We start from the raw sequence: 26,927 nt of genomic DNA, 5'->3' as shown, positions 1-26,927 counted from the left end.
ACTGCTTTTTTTTAGTTATCCAGCTCGTCCATAGACTTCACCTGGTCGCGATTAATCTGCTCCACGCGACCGGTTTCCGCATTTTTGTAGGATACCAGGCCAGTATCATCATCGACCTGCGGCTTACCGCTGGTCACAATTGTTTTGCCATCTGTCGTTTTGAGCGACTGATTTGATGAGCAACCTGCCACAAATACCATCGCCGTTGCCGCCAGCGCGGATGCCACCAGAATTTTGTTCCGCATTGTATCCTCCTGTCTTTTCATCAATTGGTATCGTTATCGTGCTAACTATAGTTAGCCTGACCTGACAGACAGATAAAAGCAGAACTCTCCGAAGATGAGTGCCGTAAAAAAATGGGGCTGACGATATCGTCAGCCCCCGTGTTTCGCTTTCCGGCCCGGCCGGTACGCTTATTTGGTGATTTGCGCGTGCATTTCCTGCACCGAAATGACCTTCTCGGTCGCATCGGCATTCAGCGCCATCGCGGTGGCGAAACCGCCGTTCAGGGTGGTGTCATAATGCACTTTGTACTGCAGCGCGCTGCGGCGAATCAGCTTGGAGTCTTCAATCGCCTGACGTCCTGCGGTGGTATTGATGATGTAGGTGTACTCGCCATTCTTGATACGGTCCTGAATGTGCGGACGACCTTCATGCACCTTGTTCACCAGACGCGGGTTGATACCGGCTTCGCCCAGAACAATCGCGGTGCCGTGGGTTGCATCCAGCTCGAAGCCCTGTTTCAGCAGTTTTGCCGCCAGGTCGACAACGCGCTCTTTGTCGCCTTCGCGAACGGAGAGCAGCGCGCGGCCCTGTTTCTTCATCGTGGAGTTGCTGCCCAGCTGCGCTTTGGCGAACGCTTCCGCGAAGGTGCGGCCCACGCCCATCACTTCCCCGGTAGAGCGCATTTCCGGCCCTAACAGCGGGTCAACGCCCGGGAATTTGTTGAACGGCAGCACCACTTCTTTGACCGAATAGTACGGCGGGATGATTTCTTTGGTGACGCCCTGCTGCGCCAGCGTTTTACCAGCCATCACGCGCGCCGCCACTTTCGCCAGCGGGACGCCGGTGGCTTTCGACACGAACGGTACGGTACGCGCCGCGCGCGGGTTGACTTCAATCAGGTACACTTCGTTGTTCTTCACTGCGAACTGTACGTTCATCAAGCCGCGAACCTGCAGCTCGAAGGCCAGCTTCTGCACCTGCTCGCGCATCACATCCTGAATCTCTTTGCTCAGAGTGTAGGCAGGCAGAGAACAGGCGGAGTCGCCGGAGTGTACGCCCGCTTGTTCGATGTGCTCCATGATGCCGCCAATCAGCACCATTTCGCCATCGCAGATAGCGTCGACGTCAACTTCAACCGCGTCGTCGAGGAAGCGGTCCAGCAGTACCGGCGCATCGTTGGAGACGCTCACCGCGGTCTGGAAGTAACGGCGCAGGTCAGCCTCGTCGTAGACGATTTCCATCGCGCGGCCGCCCAGTACGTAGGACGGACGCACCACCAGCGGATAACCGATCTCTTTTGCCTTCTCAACCGCTTGCTCAAGCGCGGTCACGGTGGCGTTCGCCGGCTGCTTCAGCTTCAGGCGGTCAACCGCATGCTGGAAGCGCTCGCGGTCTTCAGCACGGTCGATAGCATCCGGGCTGGTGCCGATAACCGGTACGCCTGCGGCTTCCAGTTCACGCGCCAGCTTCAGCGGGGTCTGGCCGCCGTACTGCACGATAACGCCTTTCGGCTTCTCGATGCGCACGATTTCCAGTACGTCCTCAAGCGTTACCGGCTCGAAGTACAGACGGTCGGAGGTGTCGTAGTCGGTCGAAACGGTTTCCGGGTTACAGTTAACCATGATGGTCTCGTAACCGTCTTCGCGCAGCGCCAGCGAGGCGTGTACGCAGCAGTAGTCAAATTCGATACCCTGGCCGATACGGTTCGGGCCGCCGCCGAGAACCATGATTTTATCGCGGTCTACGGACGGGTTGGATTCGCACTCGTCTTCATAGGTGGAATACATGTAGGCGGTATCGGTGGCGAATTCCGCCGCGCAGGTATCCACGCGCTTGTAGACCGGGTGCAGGTTGTACTGGTCGCGCAGCTTGCGGATTTCCGCTTCGCGCACGCCCGCCAGCTTCGCCAGACGCGCATCGGCAAAGCCTTTACGCTTCAGGTGACGCAGGAAATCAGCGTCGAGGCCGTTGATGCCCACTGCCGCCACTTTCTCTTCCAGGCGCACCAGTTCTTCGATTTGTACTAGGAACCAGCGGTCGATGTTGGTCAGGTTGAAGACGCCGTCGACGGAGAGACCGGCGCGGAAGGCATCAGCGATGTACCAGATACGCTCGGCGCCCGCGTCTTTCAGCTCGCGGCGGATTTTGGTCAGCGCTTCCGGATCGTCGAGGCTAACTTTCGGGTCGAAGCCGGTGGCGCCCACTTCCAGGCCACGCAGTGCTTTCTGCAGCGATTCCTGCTGCGTGCGGCCAATCGCCATCACTTCGCCGACGGATTTCATCTGCGTTGTCAGACGGTCGTTAGCGCCAGCGAATTTTTCGAAGTTAAAGCGTGGAATTTTGGTCACAACGTAATCGATGGACGGTTCGAAGGAGGCCGGAGTACGGCCGCCGGTGATATCGTTCATCAGTTCGTCGAGGGTGTAACCCACCGCCAGCTTCGCTGCCACTTTGGCAATCGGGAAGCCGGTCGCTTTGGAAGCCAGCGCCGAAGAGCGGGAGACGCGCGGGTTCATTTCGATGACGATCAGGCGACCATCTTTCGGGTTCACCGAGAACTGTACGTTAGAGCCGCCGGTTTCCACGCCGATTTCACGCAGTACCGCCATCGAGGCGTTACGCATGATTTGGTATTCTTTGTCGGTCAGGGTCTGCGCCGGGGCGACGGTGATGGAGTCGCCGGTGTGAATCCCCATGGCATCGAAGTTTTCAATCGAGCAGACGATAATGCAGTTATCGTTCTTATCGCGCACCACTTCCATCTCGTACTCTTTCCAGCCGATCAGCGATTCATCAATCAGCAGTTCGTTGGTCGGAGAGAGATCCAGGCCGCGTTCGCAGATTTCTTCGAACTCTTCGCGGTTATAGGCAATACCGCCGCCGGTGCCGCCCATAGTAAAGGACGGACGGATGATGCATGGGAAGCCAACGTCAGCGGCCACCGCCAGCGCTTCTTCCATGGTGTGCGCAATGCCGGAACGCGCGGTGTCGAGGCCGATTTTCTTCATCGCCACGTCGAAGCGACGGCGGTCTTCCGCTTTATCGATCGCATCGGCGGTCGCGCCAATCATGGTCACGCCGAACTCTGCCAGCACGCCCTGACGCTCCAGCTCCAGCGCGCAGTTCAGCGCGGTCTGGCCGCCCATGGTCGGCAGCACCGCGTCCGGGCGCTCTTTTTCGATAATTTTACGCACCACTTCCCAGTGAATCGGCTCGATATAGGTCGCATCGGCCATTTCCGGGTCGGTCATGATAGTCGCCGGGTTGGAGTTCACCAGAATAACGCGGTAACCCTCTTCGCGCAGGGCTTTACAGGCCTGGGCGCCAGAGTAGTCAAACTCACACGCCTGACCGATAACAATCGGGCCCGCGCCCAGAATCAGGATACTTTTTATGTCTGTACGTTTTGGCATGGCTCTTTTACTCCTGATTATTTCGCGGACTGACGGTATTGCTCAATTAACTCGATAAAGTGGTCGAACAGCGGCGCGGCATCGTGCGGGCCCGGGCTCGCTTCAGGGTGACCCTGGAAGCTAAACGCCGGCTTGTCGGTACGATGGATCCCCTGCAGGGTGCCGTCGAACAGTGACTTATGGGTCACGCGCAGGTTGGCAGGCAGCGTCGCTTCATCAACGGCAAAGCCGTGGTTCTGGGCGGTAATCATCACGACGTTGTTATCGATATCTTTAACCGGGTGGTTGCCGCCGTGGTGGCCGAATTTCATCTTAATGGTCTTCGCACCGCTCGCCAGCGCCAGCAGCTGATGGCCGAGACAGATGCCAAAGACCGGAATATCGGTGGTGAGGAATTTTTCAATCGCCGTGATGGCGTAATCGCACGGCGCCGGGTCGCCTGGGCCGTTGGAGAGGAAAATACCGTCCGGATTCAGCTTAAGCACGTCTTCAGCCGACGTTTGCGCCGGAACGATAGTCAGGCGACAACCGCGGTCAACCAGCATCCGCAGGATGTTGCGCTTGGCGCCGAAGTCATAAGCCACGACGTGGAACGGCAGCTCGCTTTCCGCCTTCGCTTCCGGCAGGTCGCCCGCCAGTGTCCAGCTCCCCTGGGTCCAGGCGTAGGTTTCTGCGGTAGTGACCTCTTTCGCCAGATCCATACCGTTCAGGCCAGGGAACGCCTGAGCTTTTTCCAGCGCCAGCTGGGCATCAAGGTTATCGCCCGCGATGATGCAGCCATTCTGCGCCCCTTTCTCACGCAGTAAACGCGTCAGCTTACGGGTATCGATATCGGCAATGGCCACAATGTTATGGCGCTTGAGGTAAGAAGAAAGGTCTTCGGTATTGCGGAAGTTGCTGGCAATCAGCGGCAGGTCGCGGATCACCAGACCTTGTGCGTGTACCTGGGAAGATTCTTCATCGGCGGCGTTGGTGCCGACATTACCAATATGGGGATAAGTAAGAGTGACGATTTGGCGGGAATAGGAAGGATCAGTGAGGATTTCTTGATAACCGGTCATTGAAGTATTGAAAACGACTTCCCCAACCGCCGTGCCGGTTGCCCCAATGGCCCGACCGTGAAACTGGGTTCCGTCTTCCAGAACCAAAAGCGCTGACTTAATCAAAACACCCTCCAGAGAATATTCACTCACTTTATTTGCATATTAATGCAGAACGTAGATCTGAATCAATGCAAATTTTTGCCCGCAGAATTTTGGCAAACGGCGGCATTCTGGAGAGATGTCGGGTAAAAGTCAACTTAAAGCGGATATTTTTAATCTTATTTTACGCCACTGGCGCGTAACGGGCGTTTTTCACGGTAAAAAGATCAACTAACCTGGTTGAGAAAACGCTTGCGGGCGAGGAAAACTGTAAAATCATTCGACGGAGGGGGAAAAAGTGGACCGGATGGTCAAAATTTACAATTCAATAACTAAAAACATTAGTAAGATATAGTTTTTTGAAGCCTTAAGAAGAAAAAAAGATAAAAGCACTCAAAATAAAAAAGGGCAATAAAATATTGCCCTTTGCAATCAATTACATATTGAATGCAATAACCACATCACGATGGGTAATAATCATTATAAAGCATTCAGATCAAGCACATCTTTCATGTCAAATAGACCATTTTTTTTGCCTTTCAGCCACAAAGCAGAACGAACGGCGCCATTAGCAAATGTCATCCGGCTGGAGGCCTTATGGGTAATTTCGATACGTTCGCCGATATCAGCGAACATCGCCGTATGTTCGCCGACGATGTCGCCCGCGCGAACGGTAGCGAAACCAATAGTACCCGGAACACGTTCACCGGTATGGCCCTCACGGCTGTAGACGGCGCAGTCCTTCAGATCTTTGTTCAGTGCCCCGGCGATCGCCTCACCCATCGCCAGCGCGGTGCCTGACGGGGCGTCCACTTTATGCCTATGGTGCGCTTCGATGATTTCGATATCGGTATAATCGCCCATCACCTTCGCCGCCTTCTCCAGCAGCTTTAACAACACGTTGACGCCAACGCTAAAGTTAGCGGCAAAGACGATAGCAATCTCCTGTGCGGCATCGCTAATCGCCTGCTTTCCGGCATCATCAAAACCGGTAGTGCCGATCACCATCCCTTTGCCGTACTGACGGCAGAAAGCCAGATGGTTGAGCGTGCCTTCCGGGCGGGTAAAATCGATTAAAACATCGAAATCATTGCTTACCGCCGCCAGGCTGCTTTGGACGGTAACGCCTGATTTACCAACGCCCGCCAGCTCGCCCGCATCGCTGCCCACCAGGCTCGAACCTTCGCGCTCCAGCGCCGCGCCAAGCGCCACGCCGTCCATTTGCAGCGCAGCCTGAATTAACTGGCGTCCCATCCGGCCGCCCGCGCCGGCGATGGCCACGCGGATTTGTGCATCTTGCATAGCTATTCTCTTTTGTTAACTTCACGTGAATTGTTTTCAGAGTAACCAGCCCATTGCATAGCCGCTACTCAAAAACGCCGATAATTAGAAATTTATGACAAACGGCGGTCGATATCAGTAAAAACTATATGATTGTGCCGCGATTCGGCGTTTAAGTAGTGAAATTCGGGAGGGGGCACGTAGCGCCCCGCCCGCGCGACGCGGGCTAAGGCGTTGTTGTACGCAATCAAAGGGGGAAAAGCGCGCCTGCGGGGAAAGCGGATAAAAACCAGGTTACCGCCAATAAATCTGCGCTGCCGCCGGGGCTGAGATGGCGAGCAATCAGCTCGTCGTCGAGTTGGCGTAGCGCCTCCAGCCCACCGTCAGCCATGACGCCGCCCTGCCACAACAGCCGCTGCGCCTCCTGCTGCACAAAGTTCAGGCCGGCAAGCCCGCCGCGCGAAACCAGATTGGTGTCATCATTCCATGCCATCAGATGCAGCAAGGTTTGCAGCAGCGCCAGGTTACTATCGCCGGTCTCTTCCATCATGCGGTTGAACACCGGCAGCGCCTGGGTGCGTACGGTACGAAAGCCGCTCTCAGCCTCGCCGCGAGCACCGGAGAGGCCGTAACGTAGAAAATGGGCTTCGCCTTTGCTTAACGGTTCGCCGCTGGAAGCGGAGAGTTCTTGCATAACCATGCCGCGACAGAATCGCGCCACCTGGTCGCACAGCCGATGCTGTTCAATCGGCTCGCCTTTCGATACCAGCCTTCCCGCCGCCGCGCTCAGCAAACCAAAAGCGAAGATCGCCCCACGATGGGTATTCACTCCGCCGGTGGCCTCCAGCATATCGTTTTCGCAGGCCATCCCCACCGGACGCAGCATCATTAACACCTGTTCCGGCACGATCGCCGCGGTATCGTGGCCCATGATGAAAAATTTCTCCATCCACGGCGCCACCACCGCGGTACTGGCCTCAAACGAGGCCAGGTCCATATCGTGATGGGCGCCAGCGTTACGAATATCCACCAACCCGGGCTTTGGGGTCAGGCGAACTTCGGTCAACAGCGCGCGCTCTACCGCGCTGACCACCTCTTCAGCGTTCAGCGGTTTCACGCGCAGCGAACGCTGCGGATTGATTAACACTTCGCTCATTGCCCTTCCCCCTCTGCATTTAGTCGCTGTTTTTCACCTGACGAATAACATCAAGCACGGAGCCATCGCGATAGCGCACCACCGCCACCACCCGATCGGTAAACTCGATCGGCTGCGGCTTGCCGGTTAGCAGTTCCGCACGCTGCTGCAGTTCCTCAATAGTCATCAGCGCAATGCCCGCGTTGCGCAAATTGTCGATCAGATCCTGGCGCGCCGGGTTTACCGCTATGCCATGGTCGGTGACCAGCACATCTACGCTGGCTCCCGGCGTGACGCGGGTCAGCACTTTTTCCACGACGCAGGGAATACGGCCGCGAACTAATGGCGCGGTAATGATGGTCAAATCCGCGCCGGCGGCGGTATCGCTATGGCCGCCGGATGCGCCGCGCAGTACGCCATTGGAGCCGGTCATCACGTTAACGTTAAAGTCGGTATCGATTTCCAGCGCGCTGAGCATCACCACGTTTAAGCGCTCGCAGGAGGCGCCTTTAGAGCCCGGGCTGGCATACTGGTTGGTGGAAATCTCTACGTGATTCGGGTTCTGCGCTAATGAACGCGCCGCGTCGCCATCGAACGATTGGGTATCGAGCAGCGTTTTAATCAACCCTTTTTCGTGCAGGTCAACCATCGTCCCGGTGATCCCGCCAAGGCCAAAGCTGGCGGTAATACCGTTACGGCGCATTTTGTCTTCGAGGAAGCGGCTCACCGCCAGCGAGGCGCCGCCGGTACCGGTCTGCAGCGAGAAACCGTCTTTAAAGTAACCGGAATGCTCAACCACTTTCGCCGCCTGACGGGCAATTAGCAGCTCACGCGGGTTGCTGGTCAGACGGATCGCGCCAGCGGTGATTTTTTCCGGATCGCCGACTTCGTCCACCTGAACAATCAGATCCACCTGATCCTGAGCGATGCTGGCCGGGTAGTTAGGGTAAGCCACCCACTCTTCGGTCAGCAGCACCACGCATTTGGCATGTTCCGCATCAACGCGCGCATAGCCCAGCGAACCGCAACGTGATTTTCCGCTAAAGCCGTTGGCATTACCAAACTCATCGCAGCAGGGGACGCCGAGAAACGCGACATCAATCGACAGCTCGCCGCTTTGAATCAGCTGTACGCGACCGCCATGGGAGTGGATCTGTACCGGGTTTTCCATCAAGCCGGCGGAGATCTCCTCGCCGAGCTTGCCGCGCAGTCCGGAGGTGTAGATCTGGCGGATCACGCCATTTTTAATATGCTCGATCAGCGGCCAGTGGGCGTCGATCAGCGAACTGGATGCCAGCGTCAGATCGCGAAAACCCATTTCCGCCAGCTTCGCCACCACCATATTGACGACTTTGTCACCGCCGCGAAACGCGTGGTGGAACGAAATGGTCATGCCGTTTTGCAAACCGGAACGACGAATCGCCGTTTCCAGCGAATCGCAGATTTTACGCTGACGTTTTTCGCTTTCGCTGGCCAACCACGGGCTTTTCGCCGTCACGCCCGCATAAGGCGCTAACCCTTCCGGCATCACGTACTGCTGATTAAGCATTGTTACTGTCTCTTTCATCTTATTCCCCTTAATCACGAATACCGGAAGCCGAGAGCGCCACCACTTTGCGAGCATGGTCGATAATCGGTCCATCGATCATCTTGCCGTTCAGCGATACCACGCCAAGACCGCGCGTTTCGGCTTCTTCCGCCGCGGCTATCACTTCCAGCGCGTGGTCGACCTCTTTGCGCGTCGGGGCATAGACCTGATGCAGGAGCTCTATTTGTCGTGGGTTAACCAACGATTTGCCGTTAAAGCCGAGGTTTTTGGCCAGATTCGCTTCCGCCAGGAAGCCCTCTTCGTTATTGATATCCGACCACACCACGTCATAAGCGGCGATGCCGGCAACGCGCGCCGCATGCAGTACGGCGCAGCGGGCATAGAACAGTTCAGTACCGTCGCCGCGGGAAGTGCCCATATCCATAACGTAATCGAAGGCCGCCAGCGCAATCGCCGCCAGACGCGGGCTGGCGCGGGCGATCTCCACCGCGTTCACCACCCCCAGCGCCGACTCAATAGCCGCCATCAGTTTGGTGCTGCCCACTTCCCGGCCGCATTCGCGCTCAATCCGCTCAACATGCGCTTCCAGCTCATGGATATCTTCTTTACTGTCGGTTTTCGGCAGACGCACCATATCCACGCCCGCGCGGACTACCGCTTCAAGGTCGGCAAGACCGAATGGCGTATTCAGCGGGTTAATACGCACCACGGTTTCGATATCCTGATACAGCGGATGCTGCAGCGCCTGATGCACCAACAGGCGAGCGGTATCTTTTTCGCGTAGCGAAACGGCATCTTCAAGGTCGAACATCACCGCATCGGCGCCGTACACGAATGAAGTGCTTAACATGGCGGCATTGGCGCCAGGGATGAACAGCATACTGCGACGTGGTTTCATAGCTGGCTCCATTGTAATTGGGACTGTTGCGCCGCCCGCAGCGCCGCGGCCTGTACGCGGGCCCGCAGTACGCACTCCAGCGCGCCTTTATCATCGACCACCACGTTGGCCTGCTTCACGCCAAGCTGCGCCAGCGTTTCTCTGACCACCCGCTCAATCGCAGCGCCAAACTGCTGTTTCACAATGCTGTCGATTTCCAGCTGAATGCCCGGCTGCGCCGCCGGTCCAATCCTGACCATCACATCGCTGGATTCCAGCGTGCCGGCCAGGGCGTCAATCTTCATTTCCATAGGGGAAAATCCTTAGTTAGGGCATAAAAATCAGGCGGTTTGATGTTCGCTTTCCGCCAGTTGCATCAGAAAAGAGAGGGTTCCCGGCGGCACCAGTGCCGCGACCGCCTGCCAGTTGCGCTGCCGATAAAGTTCGCGCACTCGGGAGGCCGACACGGGCCCGCCATTTTTTTCGATTCGCGCCAGCTCAACCACTTCAATGGGCGGCGCCTCGCCTGGCGCTTCCAACAGTGACTTCATGCGTTGGTTGTAATTACGGGTCAGGGGACACAGCGGCTCGGTGCCGACAAAACGATGGGTTATCTGCAGCGCCGGGGCCAGACGTTCGCGGAAGAGCTGCAGGTCAATCTGGCTGTGGCAGTCATCGACCACGCCCTGCTCTTTCAGGAAGTAACCGGGGAACGTCGCCCGCGAGATCAGATACGCCGAACCGGGGTGCAGCGTCACTTTGTCGATGCCGGTAATCCCCTGTTCGATCAGCGTGAAGCGATCGTGATAGGAAAAGCAGGACGCATCCTCCTTGACCACAAACAGATGCAGCCAGTCGCACTGCCGTGCCGCCTGTTCCACCAGCCAGCGGTGGCCAAGGGTGAAGGGATTGGCGTTCATCACAATAGCGCCGATTTTTCTTCCCGGTTGACGGTACATCGCCAGCTGACGACAGTAACGAGTCAGACGTTCGCGGCTGTTTTCCATCAATACGGCGCGGTCGCCCGCCTGGGCTATCGACCAGAAGCCGGCGCCGGAGAACAGCACGGCATTGCTCGGTTTAGTAAATAAGAACAGTTCGCTGCGCCCCAGTTCATAGGCCAGCGTCAGAAGTTCGGTCAGTAATTTGAGGCTCAGCCCCTCCCCCTGTAGCGAGGGATCGACGGCGATGCATTTCAGTACATTACCGGCAATGGCGCCGCAGCCGACCAGCCGCTGCCGATACTCCGCCACGATTGCCATCTCGCAATCGGCTTCTAACGACAACTGATGCTGATGAAGAAACCGATCGATCGCCTCTCGCCGCGGTTGATCCTTTAATAGCTGAACGCGTTTTAATATCAGAGTCATTTTTTAGCGCTTCGTTATTCTAAAACGAACTGTATTTCGCCAGCGTTCGACTATTGATACTTGTATTTAAGTCACAGTTTTCCCCGTGGCTTAATTAGCTTTATGGTTTTTATGTTGTTAATTAATTCAGAATAATAAAAATAATTAAATTAATAAAAAACACGAGTATTCAGTGAAGGCAATCACACCTTAGCACTAAATCTATTTATTACTATGCGCCGGTATTACTACTCCATCAATAAACAGGAAAACGTTTATGACCAACATGAGTCAGGCTCCGGCGACGGAGAAAAAGGGCGTTAGCGACCTGCTGGGATTTAAAATCTTCGGCATGCCGCTCCCCCTTTACGCGTTTGCGTTAATTACGCTATTACTTTCACATTTTTATAACGCTTTACCCACCGACATCGTTGGCGGCTTTGCCATCATGTTTATTATCGGCGCCATATTCGGCGAAATAGGTAAACGCCTACCGATATTCAACAAATATATAGGTGGCGCCCCGGTAATGATTTTCCTGGTCGCCGCTTATTTCGTTTATGCCGGTATTTTCACGCAAAAAGAAATCGATGCTATCAGCAACGTTATGGATGAAAGTAACTTCCTTAACTTATTCATCGCGGTACTCATTACCGGGGCGATTCTGTCGGTAAACCGCCGTCTGCTGCTGAAATCGCTGCTCGGCTATATTCCAACCATCCTGATGGGCATTGTCGGCGCGTCGATTTTCGGCATCGCTATCGGTCTGGTGTTCGGCATTCCGGTAGATCGCATCATGATGCTGTACGTCCTGCCGATCATGGGCGGCGGCAACGGCGCGGGCGCGGTTCCGCTGTCGGAGATTTATCACTCCGTCACCGGCCGTTCTCGCGAAGAGTATTACTCAACCGCTATCGCTATTCTGACCATCGCTAACATCTTCGCCATCGTCTTTGCCGCCGTCCTCGATATCATCGGCAAAAAACACACCTGGATGAGCGGCGAAGGCGAACTGGTGCGTAAAGCCTCGTTCAAAGTCGAAGATGACGAGAAAGCGGGACAAATCACGCATCGTGAAACCGCCGTCGGTCTGGTGCTTGCCACGACCTGTTTCCTGCTGGCGTACGTCGTCGCGAAGAAAATCCTGCCAAGCATTGGCGGCGTTTCGATTCACTACTTCGCGTGGATGGTACTGATCGTTGCGGCGCTGAACGCCTCCGGCCTGTGCTCACCGGAAATCAAAGCCGGCGCCAAGCGTCTGTCTGATTTCTTCTCTAAACAGCTGCTGTGGGTACTGATGGTCGGCGTCGGCGTTTGCTACACCGACCTGCAGGAAATCATCAACGCCATCACCTTCGCTAACGTCGTTATCGCCGCCATTATCGTTATCGGCGCAGTGATCGGCGCGGCGATCGGCGGCTGGATGATGGGCTTCTTCCCAATTGAATCAGCGATCACCGCTGGCCTGTGTATGGCTAACCGCGGCGGTTCCGGCGACCTGGAAGTTCTTTCTGCCTGTAACCGTATGAGCCTTATCTCTTATGCGCAAATCTCCTCCCGTTTGGGCGGCGGTATTGTGCTGGTCATCGCCAGCATCGTGTTCGGCATGATGATTTAACCCATACGCACGATGGCGCCGTTGAGCGGCCGAAGAAGTTGACCCAGTCAGGGACCAGCGCCGGGGGCGGCTGCGGGAAATCCACCCTGCTCCTTAGCCGGAAGCGTCGACAAGCTCGCCAACCAACGCGCCATCGTGCCCTTATTCGAGATTTTTTATGACTGATGCCGTTCTGTTAGGCGAAGGCTTCACCCTGATGTTCCTCGGCATGGGCTTCGTGCTGGCGTTCCTGCTGCTGCTCATTTTCGCCATCCGGGGAATGTCCGTCGCCGTTACCCGTCTGTTCCCTGAGCCGCCTGCCGCGCCCAAAGCGGCGCCCGCGGCCGTCGCGCCCGCCGATGACTTCGCCCGTTTAAAACCGGCGATTGTCGCCGCCATTCACCACCATCGCCGCCTTAATCCTTAATTCACGGAGGAATTCATGACCGTTGCCATTACCGATGTCGTCCTGCGCGACGCCCACCAGTCCCTGTTCGCCACCCGTCTGCGTCTCGACGATATGCTGCCCGTTGCGGCTGCGCTCGACGACGTCGGCTACCGCTCCCTCGAATGCTGGGGCGGCGCCACCTTTGACGCCTGCATCCGCTTCCTCGGCGAGGACCCGTGGGTCCGCCTGCGCGAGCTGAAAAAGGCGATGCCGAAAACTCCGCTGCAGATGCTGCTGCGCGGCCAGAACCTGCTCGGCTACCGCCACTACGCCGACGACGTGGTGGAGCGCTTCGTGGAGCGCGCCGTCAAAAACGGCATGGACGTGTTCCGCGTCTTTGATGCCATGAACGACCCGCGCAACATGCAGGCCGCCCTGCAGGCGGTCCGTCGCCACGGCGCCCACGCCCAGGGCACCCTCAGCTACACCACCAGCCCGGCGCACACCCTGCAGACCTGGCTCGACCTCACCGAACAGCTGCTGGAGACCGGCGTCGACTCCATCGCCATCAAGGACATGTCCGGCATCCTCACCCCGCATGCCGCCTTTGAGCTGGTCAGCGAAATCAAAAAACGCTATGCCGTCACCCTGCACCTGCACTGCCACGCCACCACCGGCATGGCGGAAATGGCGCTGCTGAAGGCCATTGAAGCCGGTGTCGACGGCGTTGATACCGCCATCTCCTCGATGAGCGCCACCTACGGCCACCCGGCTACCGAAGCGCTGGTGGCCACCCTCGCCGGCACGCCGTACGACACCGGCCTCGATATCCACAAGCTGGAGAGCATCGCCGCGTACTTCCGCGAGGTACGCAAAAAATACCACGCCTTCGAAGGCCAGCTGAAAGGCACCGACAGCCGCATCCTGGTCGCCCAGGTGCCGGGCGGGATGCTCACCAACCTCGAAGGCCAGCTGAAGCAGCAGAGCGCCGCCCACCGGCTGGATGAAGTGCTGGCGGAAATTCCCCGCGTGCGCGAGGACCTCGGCTTCATCCCGCTGGTGACCCCGACCTCGCAGATTGTCGGCACCCAGGCGGTGCTCAACGTGCTGGGCGGCGAACGCTACAAAACCATTGCGAAGGAGACCGCCGGTATCCTGAAAGGCGAATACGGCCACACCCCGGCGCCGGTTAACGCCGCCCTGCAGGCGCGGGTGCTCAACGGCGCCGACGCCGTCACCTGCCGCCCGGCGGATTTACTCAAGCCGGAGCTGGCGGAGCTTGAAGCCGACGTGAAACGCCAGGCGCAGGAGAAGGGCATCACGCTTGCCGAAAACGCCATCGACGACGTGCTCACCGTGGTGCTGTTCCCGCAGGTCGGCCTGAAGTTCCTCGAAAACCGCCACAACCCGGCGGCCTTTGAGCCCGTGCCGCAGGTGGAAGAGAAAAAATCTGCCGCGCCGGCAAAAGCCGCCGCCTCCGGCGTCTACACCGTCGAAGTGGAAGGCAAAGCCTTCGTGGTCAAAGTCAGCGACGGCGGCGACGTCAGCCAGCTGACGGCGGCCACCCCGTCTTCCGCACCGGTTCAGGCAGCCGCCCCGGCAGGCGCCGGCACCCCGGTAACCGCGCCGCTGGCGGGCACTATCTGGAAGGTGCTGGCCAGCGAAGGCCAGGCGGTGGCGGAGGGCGAGGTACTGCTGATTCTGGAAGCCATGAAGATGGAAACCGAAATCCGCGCCGCGCAGGCCGGTACCGTCCGCGGTATCGCGGTGAAATCCGGCGATGCGGTGGCGGTCGGCGACACCCTGCTGCAGCTGGCGTAAGGACGAGGAGCGCAAATGGAAAGTCTGAACGCCCTGATTCAGGGCATGGGGCTGATGCACCTGGGAGCCGGCCAGGCGGTGATGCTGCTGGTCAGCCTGCTGCTGCTGTGGCTGGCGATTGCTAAAAAGTTCGAGCCGTTACTGCTGCTGCCGATTGGCTTCGGCGGCCTGCTCTCCAATATCCCGGAGGCCGGGCTGGCGCTGAGCGCGCTGGAAAACCTGCTGGCCCATCACGACCCGGTCCAGCTGGCGGTGATTGCCGCGAAGCTCAACTGCGCGCCGGACGTCCACGCCATCAAGGAGGCGCTGGCGCTGGCCCTGCCGTCGGTACAGGGGCAGATGGAGACGCTGGCGGTGGACATGGGCTACTCCTCCGGGGTGCTGGCCATCTTCTATAAGGTGGCGATTGGCTCGGGTATCGCGCCGCTGGTGATCTTTATGGGCGTCGGGGCGATGACCGATTTCGGCCCGCTGCTGGCCAACCCGCGCACCCTGCTGCTGGGGGCGGCGGCGCAGTTCGGGATCTTCGCCACCGTGCTCGGGGCGCTGACGCTGAACTACTTCGGCTTCATCCACTTCACCCTGCCGCAGGCGGCGGCCATCGGCATCATCGGCGGCGCCGACGGCCCGACGGCTATCTACCTGTCGAGCAAGCTGGCGCCGGAGCTGCTGGGGGCCATCGCGGTGGCCGCCTACTCCTATATGGCGCTGGTGCCGCTGATCCAGCCGCCGATCATGAAGGCGCTGACCAGCGACAAAGAGCGGAAGATCCGCATGGTGCAGCTGCGTACGGTGAGCAAACGCGAGAAGATCCTCTTCCCGGCGGTGCTGTTGCTGCTGGTGGCGCTGCTGCTGCCGGACGCCGCGCCGCTGCTGGGGATGTTCTGCTTCGGCAACCTGATGCGCGAAAGCGGAGTGGTGGATCGGCTGAGCGATACGGTGCAGAACGCGCTGATCAATATCGTCACCATCTTCCTCGGACTGTCGGTGGGGGCCAAGCTGGTGGCGGATAAGTTCCTGCAGCCGCAGACACTGGGCATCCTGCTGCTGGGAGTGATCGCCTTCTGCGTGGGCACCGCCGCCGGGGTGCTGATGGCGAAGCTGATGAATGTCTTCAGTAAACACAAGATCAACCCGCTGATTGGCTCGGCCGGGGTGTCGGCGGTGCCGATGGCGGCTAGGGTGTCCAACAAGGTGGGTCTGGAAGCGGACGGGCAGAACTTCCTGCTGATGCACGCGATGGGCCCGAACGTGGCCGGGGTGATCGGCTCGGCGATCGCCGCCGGGGTGATGCTCAAGTACGTGCTGGCGATGTAAGCCGGTGCCCTTCCCGGATGGCGGCTGAGGCCTTATCCGGGCGACCGGTCCGCTCCGGTTGGTAGCCCCGGTAAGCGCAGCACCACCGGGGAGAGGTTCCCGGATGTCGGCTGAGGCCTTATCCGGGCGACCGGTCCGCTCCGGTTTGTAGCCCCGGTAAGCGCAGCGCTACCGGGGAGAGGTTCCCGGATAGCGGCTGGCGCCTTATCCGGGCGACCAAACCAACGCCCGACTCAATGTTTTTGATCGGGCGTTTTTCTGAAATTTTTGGTTCTGTGCGCCAACTGCAGGTACACCGACCGCCAAACGAGGAAACTAGCCATTTAATGTCTATCGGCCCTATGTACACCCGAAAAATAACCCACTGGTTTGCAAGGCGATCCTTTCAGAATCGTATCTTCCTGCTGATCTTATTTACCTCTACTGTCGTCATGCTGGGTATGTCCTGGTATCTGACAGACATAACCGAGGAACGTCTTCATTACCAGGTCGGGCAGCGGGCATTAATTCAGGCGATGCAGATTTCAGCAATGCCGGAGCTGGTGGAAGCGGTACAGAAACGCGATCTCGCCAGAATTAAAGAGCTTATCGACCCCATGCGTTCCTTCTCTGACGCTACCTATATCACCGTCGGCGACGCCAACGGGCAGCGCCTCTATCATGTGAATCCTGACGAAATCGGTAAATCGATGGAAGGCGGCGATAGCGATGAGGCGTTGTATAACGCCAAAAGCTATGTCTCGGTACGCAAAGGTTCGCTAGGTTCATCATTACGGGGTAAATCGCCGGTGCAGGACGCCACCGGCAAAGTCATCGGCATCGTCTCGGTCGGTTATACCATTGAACAGTTAGAAAACTGGCTCAGCCTGCAGATAAGCTCGCTACTGATCCCGATGGCGATTATCCTGCTATTGCTGCTGTACTGCGCTCGGCGCTTCTCGCTGCATATCAAAAAGCAGATGCTCAATATGGAGCCCCAGCAGCTATCGCAGTTGCTCATCCAGCAGAGCGTGCTGTTTGAATCGGTGTTTGAAGGACTCATCGCCATCGACTCAAATTATAAGATAACCGCTATTAATCAGACCGCCCGTCGTCTGCTTAATCTGAGCCAGCCGGAGCCCGTACTGATCGGTAAAAAGATCAGTAGCGTCATTGCGCAAGAGACCTTCTTCTACGATGCCCCGCATGAAAACAAAAAAGACGCCATCGTCACCTTTAATCAGATCAAAGTGATCGCCAGCCGAATGGCGGTGATCTTAAATAATGCGCCTCAGGGGTGGGTGATTAGTTTTCGCAGCAAAGATGACATCAACACCCTCAGTCTGCAGCTGAGCCAGGTACAGCAGTACGCCGATAACCTGCGCGCCGTGCAGCATGAACATCGTAATCTGATCTCAACCATCGCCGGGCTGCTGTTTCTCAAACGCTACGATCACGCGCTGGATCTGATTCAGCAACAGTCCGAAAGCCACCAGAAGGTGCTCGATTTTATTGCGCGTAATTTCCAGGATAACCACCTTGCCGGGCTATTGATCGGTAAATATTACCGGGCCAAGGAGCTCGGTCTTGAACTGGTATTCGATCCCGCCTGTTTCGTCGATATCCTTCCCACCGAGCTTTCTCCCAGCGAATGGATCTCGATCGTGGGGAATCTTCTCGACAACGCCTACAATGCCTCGTTACGCCAGCCGTTGGGATCGAAGCAGATCGAGTGTTTAATAAATAGCGACGGCCATGAACTGATCGTCGAGATCGCCGATCAGGGATGCGGCATTGACGAGACGCTACGCGACCGCATCTTCGAGCGCGGCGTCACCAGTAGCGCCAGCGCCGAGCACGGTATTGGACTCTGGCTGGTGCGCAGTTACGTAGAACAAGCAGGCGGCACTATCGTCGTCGAAAATAACATTCCCTTTGGCACCATCTTTACCCTTTATATCCCCCTGACCCGAGATGAACATCATGGATAGCATTACTACTCTAATCGTTGAAGACGAACCTATGCTGGCGGAAATCCTGGTCGATACCATCAAACAGTTCCCCCAGTTCAACGTTATCGGCATCGCGGATAAACTGGAAAGCGCGAAAAAACTGATGCGTCTCTACCAGCCGCAGCTGATCCTGCTGGATAACTTTCACCCTGACGGCAAGGGGTTGGATCTGATTCGCCACGCTGTCAGCACGAACTACAAAGGACGAATCATTTTTATTACCGCCGATAATCATATGGAGACCATCAGCGAGGCCCTACGTCTGGGGGTATTCGATTACCTGATTAAGCCCGTGCACTATCAACGTTTACAGCATACGCTCGAGCGTTTCGCCCGCTACCGCAGTTCCTTGCGTTCGAGTGAACAGGCCAGCCAGACCCACGTCGACGCCCTGTTTAATATCCAGGCTCGCGAGCACACTGAGCCTGCTGACGCGCCGCTGCGCGGGATCGATGAAAGCACCTTTCACCGCGTGCTTCAGCTATTCTCAGACCCGGAAGTGGTGCATACCGCCGACTCTCTGGCCCGCATCCTCGGCAGCAGTAAAACCACCGCCCGCCGCTATCTGGAACAAGGCGTTAAAAACGATTTTCTGGAAGCAGAGATCAGTTATGGCAAAGTCGGTAGGCCGGAGCGCATTTATCGCGGCAAACATCCCTACCCTGAGCACGTCTGAAATGCTTATTCGAGGGTGTAGCTGACGATCATCTGCCCTTTTTTCATTTTCAACTGGCTGATGACAATATTCCCCAGCATCGCCAGACTGGCAACATGGGTACCGCCACAGGGATAAGCCGGTAGTTCGCCGAATCCCACGCTGCGCAAACCGTTGTCAAAGATGACCTGGCGCGGTAAATCCTGTATCTGCCACGCTTTCACCTGCGCCAGCAGGGCGCTGGCTTCCGGTAACGCGGCGCCGGCGTCGGCAGCAAACGTAATCCTCCCCTCTCCCGGCCAGTGATGCGCCTTCACCGGCCGCCAGCCGAACTGCTCGCCGGCCAACCCCAGCAAATGACCGGCGGAGTGCAGACGGGCATGTAACTGTCGCACAGGCGCATCAATGCTCATCCCCACCTCACCAAGCGGCAGCGGCTGGGCAACGATATGCAACACGCTATCGCCGCGCGTCGTGACCGCCATTACGGGCTGCTCATCGATCCAGCCGCGATCGGAGGGCTGGCCGCCGCCCTGCGGATGGAACAACGTGCGGTCCAGTTCAATCGCATAACGGCCATCGGCTTCAGCGCTGCAGCTGATAATCTGCGCGCGCCCTTCGGTGGCGTCGCTGGCGTAATAAACACGTTCAGTCATGATTGTTCTCCTCTCTGTCAGCACAGTATATTGATAATATTGGCCGCGATAATGGCCTCCACAACCAATGCACTTTTGCCTTGAGGGCACAAATGAATCTAAACCTTCTCCCCGACCTCGCCCTCTTCGTACAGATTGTCGAACAAGGCAGCTTTTCCGCCGTCGCCCGTCAGAGCGGGATTACGCCATCCGCCGTCAGTCGCAGCGTCTCGCGGCTGGAACAGGAGATGCGGTGCAAGCTGTTGCACCGAACCACCCGCAAGCTGCGGCTGAGCGATGCCGGGAAAGCGGTGTATGAACATGCGCTGGAAATGCTGGAAGCGGCGCGCCAGGCTATGGACTGCGCCGGAAGTACCCAGACGGTGGCGCAAGGTAAACTCACGCTGAGCGTACCGAAAGCCGTCGGGCGCTTTGTCATCCATCCGCTAATGATCGACTTTTTCAACCGTTATCCGCAGGTTGACGTCTGTTTACGCTTAGAAGATCGCGACCTCGACTTTATTGATGACGGCATCGATCTCGCGCTGCGTATTACCCATACCCCTTCCCCTGGACTACATGGCAAACCGCTGATGCCGATTGTTCATGTCATCTGCGCCACCAAAGAGTACTTACAGCGCCACGGAATGCCGCGGACTCCGCAGGATCTGCGCGCGCATAGCTGTATCAGCCTTGGCGAAACGCCCGCCGACGCGCGGTGGAAATTTCGTCGCGAAGGCAAAAACGAAACGGTGCAGACGCATGGACGCTACGCCGCTAACCACACTGCCGTGCGTCTTGATGCGGTTAAACAGCATCTGGGTATCGGAAGCCTGCCGCTGTTTACCGCCCGCGAAGCGCTGGCAAAGGGTGAAATCGTGCAGGTGCTGGCGGAGTGGGAGTTTATCAGCAGCTACTCCGGCAATCTGTGGCTGTTATGGGCAGGCCATAAGCATATGCCCGCCAGAATGCGGGCAATGATTGATTTTCTTAGCGAGACGGTGCCGGCGTTGAACGCAGGCAGCACATTGCCAACAACCAGGTAAAATGCTGACAGCATTCAAACTGCCAGCAAGAGATGAGTAAAAATTAATTAAAGGCTACCTGCTGGTTGATCTTTATTATAATTAATAAGACTCCCGGCCTTAATAATATCTTGCTCTGCGCTGGTTAATTTCTCCATATAGAGGCTAATCCGCTGAATAGGTTTTTTAGCGCTAACGATAAATGCGGTAATATCGCTCAGATCGCCCGCTAACGCAGATTTTATTGCCGGGATATAGATAAAATCACCGACCTCAAAATCAGGCGCCTCTTTCATCTGCAGCGGCAGCATTCCCCAGTTAATTACATTAGAACGATAACGCTTGGTCGCGAACTCCTGGCAAATATTTGCCAGCCCGCCAAGCACGCGCTGGCAGCTGGCGGCCTGCTCTCGCGCCGAACCATCACCGGGTTTAACCGCATAGATCATGCTACCTATCTCAGTCTGTGCCGCGGTAATATTTTCCTGACCCGGCAGCAGCCGTATCTGGGAAAATATATTTTCCAGCTGTGGATTTAAACGGCAAAGATCTTCACCCTTAACGCGTTGTTGCTCGATGGCGGCAATTTTTTTAGCCCGCTCCACATACTGCGGATCGCGGCGAGAGAGCGTAAATTCAGCCAGGCCTAACGGGTTTGAACGAAACGATGATGTTTCACCTGATGGTATCAGTTCGTCGGTAGTGGTCACCGGATCCATTATTTTTGAAGTAACGGCTAACAGAATGTTATCCGTTAAAGCATTCATTTCCGGCCAGTCTTTTATATTCGGTCCATAGATTAGCGGCTGCTGTGTAGCGCCTTTAACGAACCCCTGGTATACCCGGTTTTTATAGGGGGAAACATCAAATTCATATTCCGGCGCTTCGTGCCAACAATCGAGCTCCGCCGCCGAGGTTAACAATCCCCCGTTAGCGGCCGTCGCGGCAATTGAACGCGCATCCATCAATGCCACCGCCGACATTTGCCCATTTCCTGGCTTGGAACCCTCACGGTTGGGAAAGTTACGCGTCGTATGGCGGATGCTCAAGCCGTTATGCATCGGGGTATCGCCGGCGCCAAAGCAAGGGCCGCAGAATGCGGTACGAATAATGGCGCCCGCGCTCATTAAATCATTGATCATTCCCTGTTTCGTTAACGCCATCAGCACCGGTTGCGAGGAAGGGTAAACTGAAAGCGAGAAAATATTGTCGCCACAGGAATGATGCCGCAGGGCATTAGCCGCCTGCGCCACGTTGACATAGTTCCCCCCGGCGCAACCCGCAATGATTCCCTGCTGAACGCGTAATTTGCCATTCTCTATTTTGTCCAACAGAGACAGCTTCGCGCGCCCCAGCGATATTTTCTCAGATTCAATTTCAACTTCACGTAAAATGTCCGGCAAATTCTGATTAAGCGTATCAATTTCATAGACATTGGCTGGGTGAAACGGTAGCGCGATCATCGGCTTGATAGTGCTTAAATCGATCTCGATGCAGCCATCGTAGTAAGCCATCTCTTGTGCTGACAGCGCACGATAATCTTTCTCTCTACCATGAAGCCGTAAAAAATGCCGCGTCTCTTCATCGGTCTGCCAGATAGAAGTCAGACAGGTGGTCTCAGTAGTCATGACGTCAATACTGTTTCTGTAGTCGGTCGACATACTGGCCACGCCGGGACCAACGAATTCCATCACTTTGTTCTTCACAAAACCGTTTTTGAATACCGCGCTAATTAATGCCAGCGCAATATCCTGAGGGCCAACGCCAGCGGCAGGTTTACCGGTTAGATAAACGGCGACAACTTCGGGGTAATCAATATCCCAGGTGCTTCCCAATAGTTGTTTAACTAGCTCACCGCCGCCTTCACCGACGGCCATCGTCCCCAGCGCGCCATAACGCGTATGGCTATCCGAGCCCAGTATCATTTGGCCGCCGCCGGCCATCATCTCCCGCATGTACTGGTGAATAACCGAAATATGCGGCGGTACATAAATTCCGCCATATTTCTGTGCTGATGTAAGACCAAAAATATGATCGTCGCTGTTAATGGTTCCGCCCACTGCACAAAGTGAATTGTGACAATTGGTTAAAACATACGGCAAGGGAAAGCGCGTCATTCCAGAGGCCTTGGCCGTCTGGATGATGCCCACGAAGGTGATATCATGGGAGGTCATGGAATCATATTTAATTTTTAATTTCCGTTCATCGCCAGAAGTATTATGCGATGACAATATTGACCAGGCGATGGTTCCCTTCCGCGCAATCTCTTTGGCAACAGGAGTGGCGCATTCCTGTTCTGGGATAATCCCATGCTGATGGGATAAATATATCCCACGATCGTGTAATTTAATCATGACGTGTGTCCTTAAGATAGATTAAATAATTAGGCGATACTTTTATCCGTATTATTACGGATAAAAAGGAAAAAATATCGGTAGTAAAATAAAGCTCACCACCACAGATATAATAATCAGCGGTAATCCGACCCTGACATAATCCATAAACCGATATCCCCCGGCGGAAAAAATCATCATATTCGCCGGCGTTCCAACCGGAGTCGCATAAGCACATGAACAGCCAATGACTATAGCCATCAGCACCGCTCGCGGGTCAGCGCCCATTGAATGTGCAATAGACAAGCCAATGGGAATAAGTAGAGCCGCCGTTGCGGTATTCGACATAAAATTGGTTAATATGCAGGAAATTATTAAAACGGCACTTAATAATAAGAACGGTGAAGCCTGTTGACCAAGCAGATCGATAATTGAGCGAGCCATGATTGCACCCGCGCCTGTGGTTTCGAGCGCTTTTGCTAAAGCTAATGTGCCGCCAAAAAGAAAAATCGTCTGGGAGTCAATTGACTGGTAGGCCTGTTTTTCTGTGATCACTCGCGTAATAACCAAAAATAACGCGCCAATTGAACCGATAATCGCAATCGGCAAGCCAATAACATTCTCAAAAATCATCCCCAGTACGGTAAATACCAGCACTAAAACAGCAATCACCTGCTTATATTTAGGACAATCATTTTTGCTACTTTTTTCAGCTTTGTCTTTGAGATTGACAGATTGCGCTGGCAGCAGTTTATAACCGATGGTCAAAAAGTAGATGATTCCGCAAAGCAGCATGGGGATGCCCAGTTTGGCATACTCGAAAAAACCTAAGCGTTGCCCAACTTGTTCCAGCGCCGACTGGGCGATCAGATTACCCGGTGAACCAATAAGCGATAAGTTTCCGCCCAGCGCCGAAGCGAACGCTAATGGCATTAGCAAACGAGATTGCGCATAGCCCGACTTAATAGCGGCGCCGATGACTACAGGAATCAGTACCGCAGCCGTTCCCGTATTCGACAAAAAGCCGGAGAGGGCCCCGCACACCAACATAATAATAACGATAAGTTGCCGCTCCGAGCGGGCGTAGCGGGTCACTATTCCGCCAATTTTGTCCGTGACGCCAGTTTCAAATAAGGCGCCGCCGACCACAAACATGGCGACAAACAAAATGACGTTCTGGTTAATAAACCCCGCGAAAGCCGTTTTTACATCAAAAACGCCTGTTACGACTAAAGTAATACAGACGATCATAGCCGTAGCGGCTAAAGGAATTTTTTCCCAAACAAACATCACAATTGAAAATAACAACAGTGACAATGTAATTGCTACTGGTGACATAAATATATAACACCTCTTCAGTGTGTGGGTTCAACAATCAGTCTAAGCAGGTGATGCAGCGTTTTATAAATTTCAAGTTATAGTTAAATAACTTTCCAGTACATTAATAATTCCCACCACCAGACTCCTACGGTGATATGTAGGATAAAAGTCAACAGTGCTAATATGCCGCCAACAATCCACCAGGATTTAATATCATTATAACCAACCCCAAATATAACCGGGCCAGCCGCGCCACCATAATGGGTGACCATGCCGCCATAGGAATTACTAAACAGCAGAGCTAACGCAGTTAACATAACCGGCGCGCCGGAAACATTCGCCAGCATGGCAAAGACCGGAACCATCGCCACAATATAGGCGCTACCCGAGGCAAAGAAATAACGAACCAGTATACTCAGTGCGACGATGACAACGAAAGCCAGCGTGCTATGACTGCCAAATGAAATGTTATCCTTCAGTAACCCGGCCAACCACAAGAAAAAACCAACTTTAGAAAGCAAAGAACTTAAACCAATGATACCGCCGTACCAAATAAGGGTATTCCAGCCCCCTTTATTTTTTATAACATCATCCCAGCTGACTATTTTTAACACCAGCATCAACGCCATGACGCAAATCGCTACCGTTGATTCGTTGACGCCAAGCGATTTACTAAACACCCAACCTGCCAATGCCATGACAAACAGGCAGGAGAGCATCTTTTCGCGCAAGGTCATCGGTCCTAAAGACTCAAGACCTTTCTTTGCAATGGCTTTATTATCAACTTTTTTTAATTCAGGTGGATATAACTTATAGGTAATGAGCGGTGTCAGTAATAGCATAATAATGCCAGGTAATATTCCGGCTAATGCCCATCCGCCCCAACTCAGTTTGATGTGACAAATATCTTCAATCATTTTGAGCGCCAGTATGTTCCCAGCCATGGCGGTAAAGAACATATAACTGGTCGTTTTGGTGACCATATAGACGTTAATCATCAAATAATGGCCAACACGTTTTGCCGTATGCTCCGGTTCCGAGCCTAACGCGACGGCCACGCTATTGATGATAGGTAAGACGATACCACCGGCGCGAGCCGTATTCGACGGTGTCGCGGGGGAAAGGATGAGATCAAGAAAGGCGGTAACATAACCTAAGCCGAGCGTGGTACTCCCTATCTTGCCGATAAGAATATAAGCAATTCGTTTACCTAAACCAGTAATAACAAAGGCGGCACTTAAGGTAAACGCTGAGAAAACCAGCCAGGTCGTCCCCGACGCATAGCCACTTAATACGCTCGATGATTTTATTACGCCATCACCTAAATTACCAATAACGACCATTGATGTGGCAACCGCCACTAACAATATTACTGGTTCTGAAAAGGGTTTAATCACCAAACCGACGATTGCTGCCAGATAAATTCCTGATAGCACCCATGCCAGTTTAGTCAGCCCAGCCGGGGCCGGGAATAAACTAATAAGCAATGGGATGGCTACAAGCACTAATAGCTTGCATACTGTTTTTTTATCCATTTTGATCCCTTACCTGAATGAATAATATAAGAGCAGTAATAAAATTATTCAGGGAGATAAACCATGCCAGAAAGAATCTTACGCGCGGTACGAATAACCGATGCGCGAATATTTTCAGGATTTCCGTTAGCGTTACTTAAGTTCACCTCAATGCTGCCGCTTGGGTGTTCAACGTTAATTAACCCTTCACCCGACATTCGCGTAAGCTCGTTAACCACGGTGTCGGCAATAACACACGAACTCGCCAGGCCGATAGCGCCCGTAATCGCTAGCGACTTATGGCAGCTGTGGGGCATGAAATAACGCACGCTCATTGTCCCGCCGTGTTGCGGTGGAGCAACAAGTACTGGTTTAGGGATAACCATGTTGGATACATCGCCAAACCCCATTGCCGCGCCGGCTTGTTGACGTATAGACTCAAGGCGCTGGAAAAATGCGCTGTCCTTATCTAATTCAGCGGCCGATTCATATCCGGTTTTACCCAAGCTATGCACTGGAATAATGACCATTGGCATCGCCATATCGATACACGTGACGCGAATATCATCAAAAAAATCAACTCGGTTGCCGGTTGGAAAAAGCTGGCCAGATTTCGCCCCGGCGGCGTTTAAAAACGTCAGCGCAACAGGGGCTGCATGCCCGGGAACGCCGTCAATATGGGTATCCCCGTCATAAACGACCTGGCCGTCCGGCGTTTGAATGTCAGCATCGACAAAGGTGTTGGTATTGACGTTTCGGATACGCACCCGTGTTACCGGGGAATTCGCCGCGATAAGCCCTTTTTCGATAGCAAATCCACCTACCGCGCACAGCATATTGCCGCAATTCGGCGTGGTATCAACCCGTCGTTCATTGACAATGACCTGCACAAATAAATAGTCAATGTCAGCTTGTGGGCTGGCCGAGCGACTGACAATCGCCACTTTACTGGTTTGCGGACTACCGCCGCCAATACCATCAATTTCCAGTTCATGACCAGAACCCATGATGGTTAATAACGCTTCATCGCGTTTTTGAATATCTTCAGGTAGATCATCCGCTAAAAGGAAAGCCCCTTTTGATGTTCCTCCCCGCATGAGAACACACGGAATTTGTTTCATAACACCCTCCTTACAAATATAGAAGAAAAAGAACAAATAAACGGGGCGTGAATTTAATGCACTTAATGCATTTAAAGTTTTTTATTTACTTTATTATTCATTTGCTCGCACAACCGTTTATCATCTGATTCTACTTGCAAGGCGGATAGTGATTGATAAAATATAAAAATAAGACTTATACCTACAAAGCATTAATAATAGCTATCGGCACAATAATAATTAACAAGGTCATTCTGCAT

Annotated in this window: 21 protein-coding genes; 7 read left to right on the top strand and 14 right to left on the bottom strand. The window is 54.9% G+C overall.

The window, feature by feature from the left end:
- Positions 1–11: 11 nt before the first annotated feature.
- The 9 genes from PGR79_RS16930 to citC form a co-directional block, all read right to left on the bottom strand.
- Entirely contained in the window at positions 12–245 is a 234-nt protein-coding gene (locus tag PGR79_RS16930; protein WP_015704368.1) for a YgdI/YgdR family lipoprotein, read from the bottom strand.
- Between the two features lie 168 nt (positions 246–413).
- Positions 414–3,638, bottom strand: coding sequence for a carbamoyl-phosphate synthase large subunit (gene carB, locus PGR79_RS16925; RefSeq protein ID WP_087860917.1), 3,225 nt, complete (start codon positions 3,636–3,638; stop codon positions 414–416).
- Between the two features lie 17 nt (positions 3,639–3,655).
- Entirely contained in the window at positions 3,656–4,804 is a 1,149-nt protein-coding gene (gene carA, locus PGR79_RS16920; protein ID WP_087860918.1) for a glutamine-hydrolyzing carbamoyl-phosphate synthase small subunit, read from the bottom strand.
- 456 nt (positions 4,805–5,260) lie between these two features.
- Positions 5,261–6,082 (bottom strand): 4-hydroxy-tetrahydrodipicolinate reductase, encoded by an 822-nt coding sequence (gene dapB, locus PGR79_RS16915; RefSeq protein ID WP_087860920.1) that lies wholly within the window; start codon positions 6,080–6,082, stop codon positions 5,261–5,263.
- 226 nt (positions 6,083–6,308) lie between these two features.
- Complete coding sequence (gene citG, locus PGR79_RS16910; protein ID WP_308957717.1) at positions 6,309–7,217, bottom strand: triphosphoribosyl-dephospho-CoA synthase CitG; 909 nt, start codon at positions 7,215–7,217, stop codon at positions 6,309–6,311.
- A 19-nt stretch (positions 7,218–7,236) separates the two neighbouring features.
- Positions 7,237–8,763, bottom strand: coding sequence for a citrate lyase subunit alpha (citF, locus tag PGR79_RS16905; protein WP_308957718.1), 1,527 nt, complete (start codon positions 8,761–8,763; stop codon positions 7,237–7,239).
- A 10-nt stretch (positions 8,764–8,773) separates the two neighbouring features.
- A complete protein-coding gene (gene citE / locus PGR79_RS16900) occupies positions 8,774–9,643 on the bottom strand; it encodes a citrate (pro-3S)-lyase subunit beta (RefSeq protein WP_015368307.1) in 870 nt (289 codons plus the stop codon).
- A complete protein-coding gene (gene citD, locus PGR79_RS16895; protein WP_430922103.1) occupies positions 9,640–9,933 on the bottom strand; it encodes a citrate lyase acyl carrier protein in 294 nt (97 codons plus the stop codon). Before citD ends, citE begins: the two co-directional genes overlap by 4 nt.
- 30 nt (positions 9,934–9,963) lie before the next feature.
- Entirely contained in the window at positions 9,964–10,992 is a 1,029-nt protein-coding gene (gene citC / locus PGR79_RS16890) for a [citrate (pro-3S)-lyase] ligase (protein WP_430922101.1), read from the bottom strand.
- Positions 10,993–11,248: 256 nt separating this feature from the next.
- Here citC and citS point away from each other — a divergent pair, with 256 nt between their 5' ends.
- From citS to citB, 6 genes are all read left to right on the top strand, one after another.
- Positions 11,249–12,589, top strand: a complete 1,341-nt coding sequence (citS, locus tag PGR79_RS16885; RefSeq protein WP_113374390.1) for a citrate/sodium symporter CitS — start codon at positions 11,249–11,251, stop codon at positions 12,587–12,589.
- Between the two features lie 157 nt (positions 12,590–12,746).
- On the top strand, positions 12,747–12,995 hold the full coding sequence (locus tag PGR79_RS16880) for an oxaloacetate decarboxylase subunit gamma (protein WP_430922099.1): 249 nt from the start codon (positions 12,747–12,749) through the stop codon (positions 12,993–12,995).
- A 15-nt stretch (positions 12,996–13,010) separates the two neighbouring features.
- Positions 13,011–14,777 (top strand): sodium-extruding oxaloacetate decarboxylase subunit alpha, encoded by a 1,767-nt coding sequence (gene oadA / locus PGR79_RS16875; RefSeq protein WP_430922097.1) that lies wholly within the window; start codon positions 13,011–13,013, stop codon positions 14,775–14,777.
- A gap of 15 nt (positions 14,778–14,792) precedes the next feature.
- Complete coding sequence (locus PGR79_RS16870; RefSeq protein ID WP_430922095.1) at positions 14,793–16,094, top strand: oxaloacetate decarboxylase subunit beta; 1,302 nt, start codon at positions 14,793–14,795, stop codon at positions 16,092–16,094.
- 341 nt (positions 16,095–16,435) lie between these two features.
- A complete protein-coding gene (gene citA / locus PGR79_RS16865) occupies positions 16,436–18,064 on the top strand; it encodes a citrate sensor histidine kinase CitA (RefSeq protein ID WP_430922165.1) in 1,629 nt (542 codons plus the stop codon).
- A complete protein-coding gene (gene citB, locus PGR79_RS16860; protein WP_430922093.1) occupies positions 18,057–18,761 on the top strand; it encodes a citrate response regulator transcription factor CitB in 705 nt (234 codons plus the stop codon). Before citA ends, citB begins: the two co-directional genes overlap by 8 nt.
- Positions 18,762–18,766: 5 nt before the next feature.
- Here citB and PGR79_RS16855 read toward each other — a convergent pair whose 3' ends face one another.
- Complete coding sequence (locus tag PGR79_RS16855) at positions 18,767–19,396, bottom strand: alanyl-tRNA editing protein (protein WP_113374575.1); 630 nt, start codon at positions 19,394–19,396, stop codon at positions 18,767–18,769.
- Positions 19,397–19,488: 92 nt separating this feature from the next.
- Between PGR79_RS16855 and PGR79_RS16850 the strand changes: the two genes are divergently transcribed.
- Positions 19,489–20,421 (top strand): LysR family transcriptional regulator, encoded by a 933-nt coding sequence (locus tag PGR79_RS16850; RefSeq protein ID WP_271031575.1) that lies wholly within the window; start codon positions 19,489–19,491, stop codon positions 20,419–20,421.
- 47 nt (positions 20,422–20,468) lie between these two features.
- On the opposite strand, the gene PGR79_RS16845 is transcribed toward PGR79_RS16850, so the two are convergent.
- The 4 genes from PGR79_RS16845 to PGR79_RS16830 all read right to left on the bottom strand — a co-directional run bounded on the left by PGR79_RS16845 (position 20,469) and on the right by PGR79_RS16830 (position 26,688).
- Positions 20,469–22,754 carry a hydratase gene (locus PGR79_RS16845; RefSeq protein WP_430922091.1) on the bottom strand — a complete coding sequence of 762 codons (2,286 nt, stop codon included), beginning with the start codon at positions 22,752–22,754 and terminating at the stop codon, positions 20,469–20,471.
- Between the two features lie 54 nt (positions 22,755–22,808).
- Positions 22,809–24,071: an SLC13 family permease gene (locus PGR79_RS16840; protein ID WP_430922089.1), complete on the bottom strand. Its 1,263-nt coding sequence runs from the start codon at positions 24,069–24,071 to the stop codon at positions 22,809–22,811.
- A gap of 83 nt (positions 24,072–24,154) precedes the next feature.
- Positions 24,155–25,588 (bottom strand): anion permease, encoded by a 1,434-nt coding sequence (locus tag PGR79_RS16835; RefSeq protein WP_430922087.1) that lies wholly within the window; start codon positions 25,586–25,588, stop codon positions 24,155–24,157.
- A gap of 44 nt (positions 25,589–25,632) precedes the next feature.
- Complete coding sequence (locus PGR79_RS16830; RefSeq protein ID WP_213795039.1) at positions 25,633–26,688, bottom strand: 4-oxalomesaconate tautomerase; 1,056 nt, start codon at positions 26,686–26,688, stop codon at positions 25,633–25,635.
- Between the last annotated feature and the right edge of the window lie 239 nt (positions 26,689–26,927).

This window comes from Klebsiella sp. 141161, assembly GCF_050600815.1.
GTDB classification, from domain to species: domain Bacteria; phylum Pseudomonadota; class Gammaproteobacteria; order Enterobacterales; family Enterobacteriaceae; genus Klebsiella; species Klebsiella aerogenes.
The sequence above is the reverse complement of the archived record's forward strand: the minus strand, read 5'-3'. Positions and strand labels throughout refer to the sequence as shown.

What these genes read in the sequence shown, in the direction of transcription:
- PGR79_RS16930 (WP_015704368.1), bottom strand. Translation starts at nt 245, where the DNA reads ATGCGGAACAAAATTCTGGTGGCATCCGCGCTGGCGGCAACGGCGATG.
- carB (WP_087860917.1), bottom strand. Translation starts at nt 3,638, where the DNA reads ATGCCAAAACGTACAGACATAAAAAGTATCCTGATTCTGGGCGCGGGC.
- dapB (WP_087860920.1), bottom strand. Translation starts at nt 6,082, where the DNA reads ATGCAAGATGCACAAATCCGCGTGGCCATCGCCGGCGCGGGCGGCCGG.
- citG (WP_308957717.1), bottom strand. Translation starts at nt 7,217, where the DNA reads ATGAGCGAAGTGTTAATCAATCCGCAGCGTTCGCTGCGCGTGAAACCG.
- citF (WP_308957718.1), bottom strand. Translation starts at nt 8,763, where the DNA reads ATGAAAGAGACAGTAACAATGCTTAATCAGCAGTACGTGATGCCGGAA.
- citE (WP_015368307.1), bottom strand. Translation starts at nt 9,643, where the DNA reads ATGAAACCACGTCGCAGTATGCTGTTCATCCCTGGCGCCAATGCCGCC.
- citD (WP_430922103.1), bottom strand. Translation starts at nt 9,933, where the DNA reads ATGGAAATGAAGATTGACGCCCTGGCCGGCACGCTGGAATCCAGCGAT.
- citC (WP_430922101.1), bottom strand. Translation starts at nt 10,992, where the DNA reads ATGACTCTGATATTAAAACGCGTTCAGCTATTAAAGGATCAACCGCGG.
- citS (WP_113374390.1), top strand. Translation starts at nt 11,249, where the DNA reads ATGACCAACATGAGTCAGGCTCCGGCGACGGAGAAAAAGGGCGTTAGC.
- PGR79_RS16880 (WP_430922099.1), top strand. Translation starts at nt 12,747, where the DNA reads ATGACTGATGCCGTTCTGTTAGGCGAAGGCTTCACCCTGATGTTCCTC.
- oadA (WP_430922097.1), top strand. Translation starts at nt 13,011, where the DNA reads ATGACCGTTGCCATTACCGATGTCGTCCTGCGCGACGCCCACCAGTCC.
- PGR79_RS16870 (WP_430922095.1), top strand. Translation starts at nt 14,793, where the DNA reads ATGGAAAGTCTGAACGCCCTGATTCAGGGCATGGGGCTGATGCACCTG.
- citA (WP_430922165.1), top strand. Translation starts at nt 16,436, where the DNA reads ATGTACACCCGAAAAATAACCCACTGGTTTGCAAGGCGATCCTTTCAG.
- citB (WP_430922093.1), top strand. Translation starts at nt 18,057, where the DNA reads ATGGATAGCATTACTACTCTAATCGTTGAAGACGAACCTATGCTGGCG.
- PGR79_RS16855 (WP_113374575.1), bottom strand. Translation starts at nt 19,396, where the DNA reads ATGACTGAACGTGTTTATTACGCCAGCGACGCCACCGAAGGGCGCGCG.
- PGR79_RS16850 (WP_271031575.1), top strand. Translation starts at nt 19,489, where the DNA reads ATGAATCTAAACCTTCTCCCCGACCTCGCCCTCTTCGTACAGATTGTC.
- PGR79_RS16845 (WP_430922091.1), bottom strand. Translation starts at nt 22,754, where the DNA reads ATGATTAAATTACACGATCGTGGGATATATTTATCCCATCAGCATGGG.
- PGR79_RS16840 (WP_430922089.1), bottom strand. Translation starts at nt 24,071, where the DNA reads ATGTCACCAGTAGCAATTACATTGTCACTGTTGTTATTTTCAATTGTG.
- PGR79_RS16835 (WP_430922087.1), bottom strand. Translation starts at nt 25,588, where the DNA reads ATGGATAAAAAAACAGTATGCAAGCTATTAGTGCTTGTAGCCATCCCA.
- PGR79_RS16830 (WP_213795039.1), bottom strand. Translation starts at nt 26,688, where the DNA reads ATGAAACAAATTCCGTGTGTTCTCATGCGGGGAGGAACATCAAAAGGG.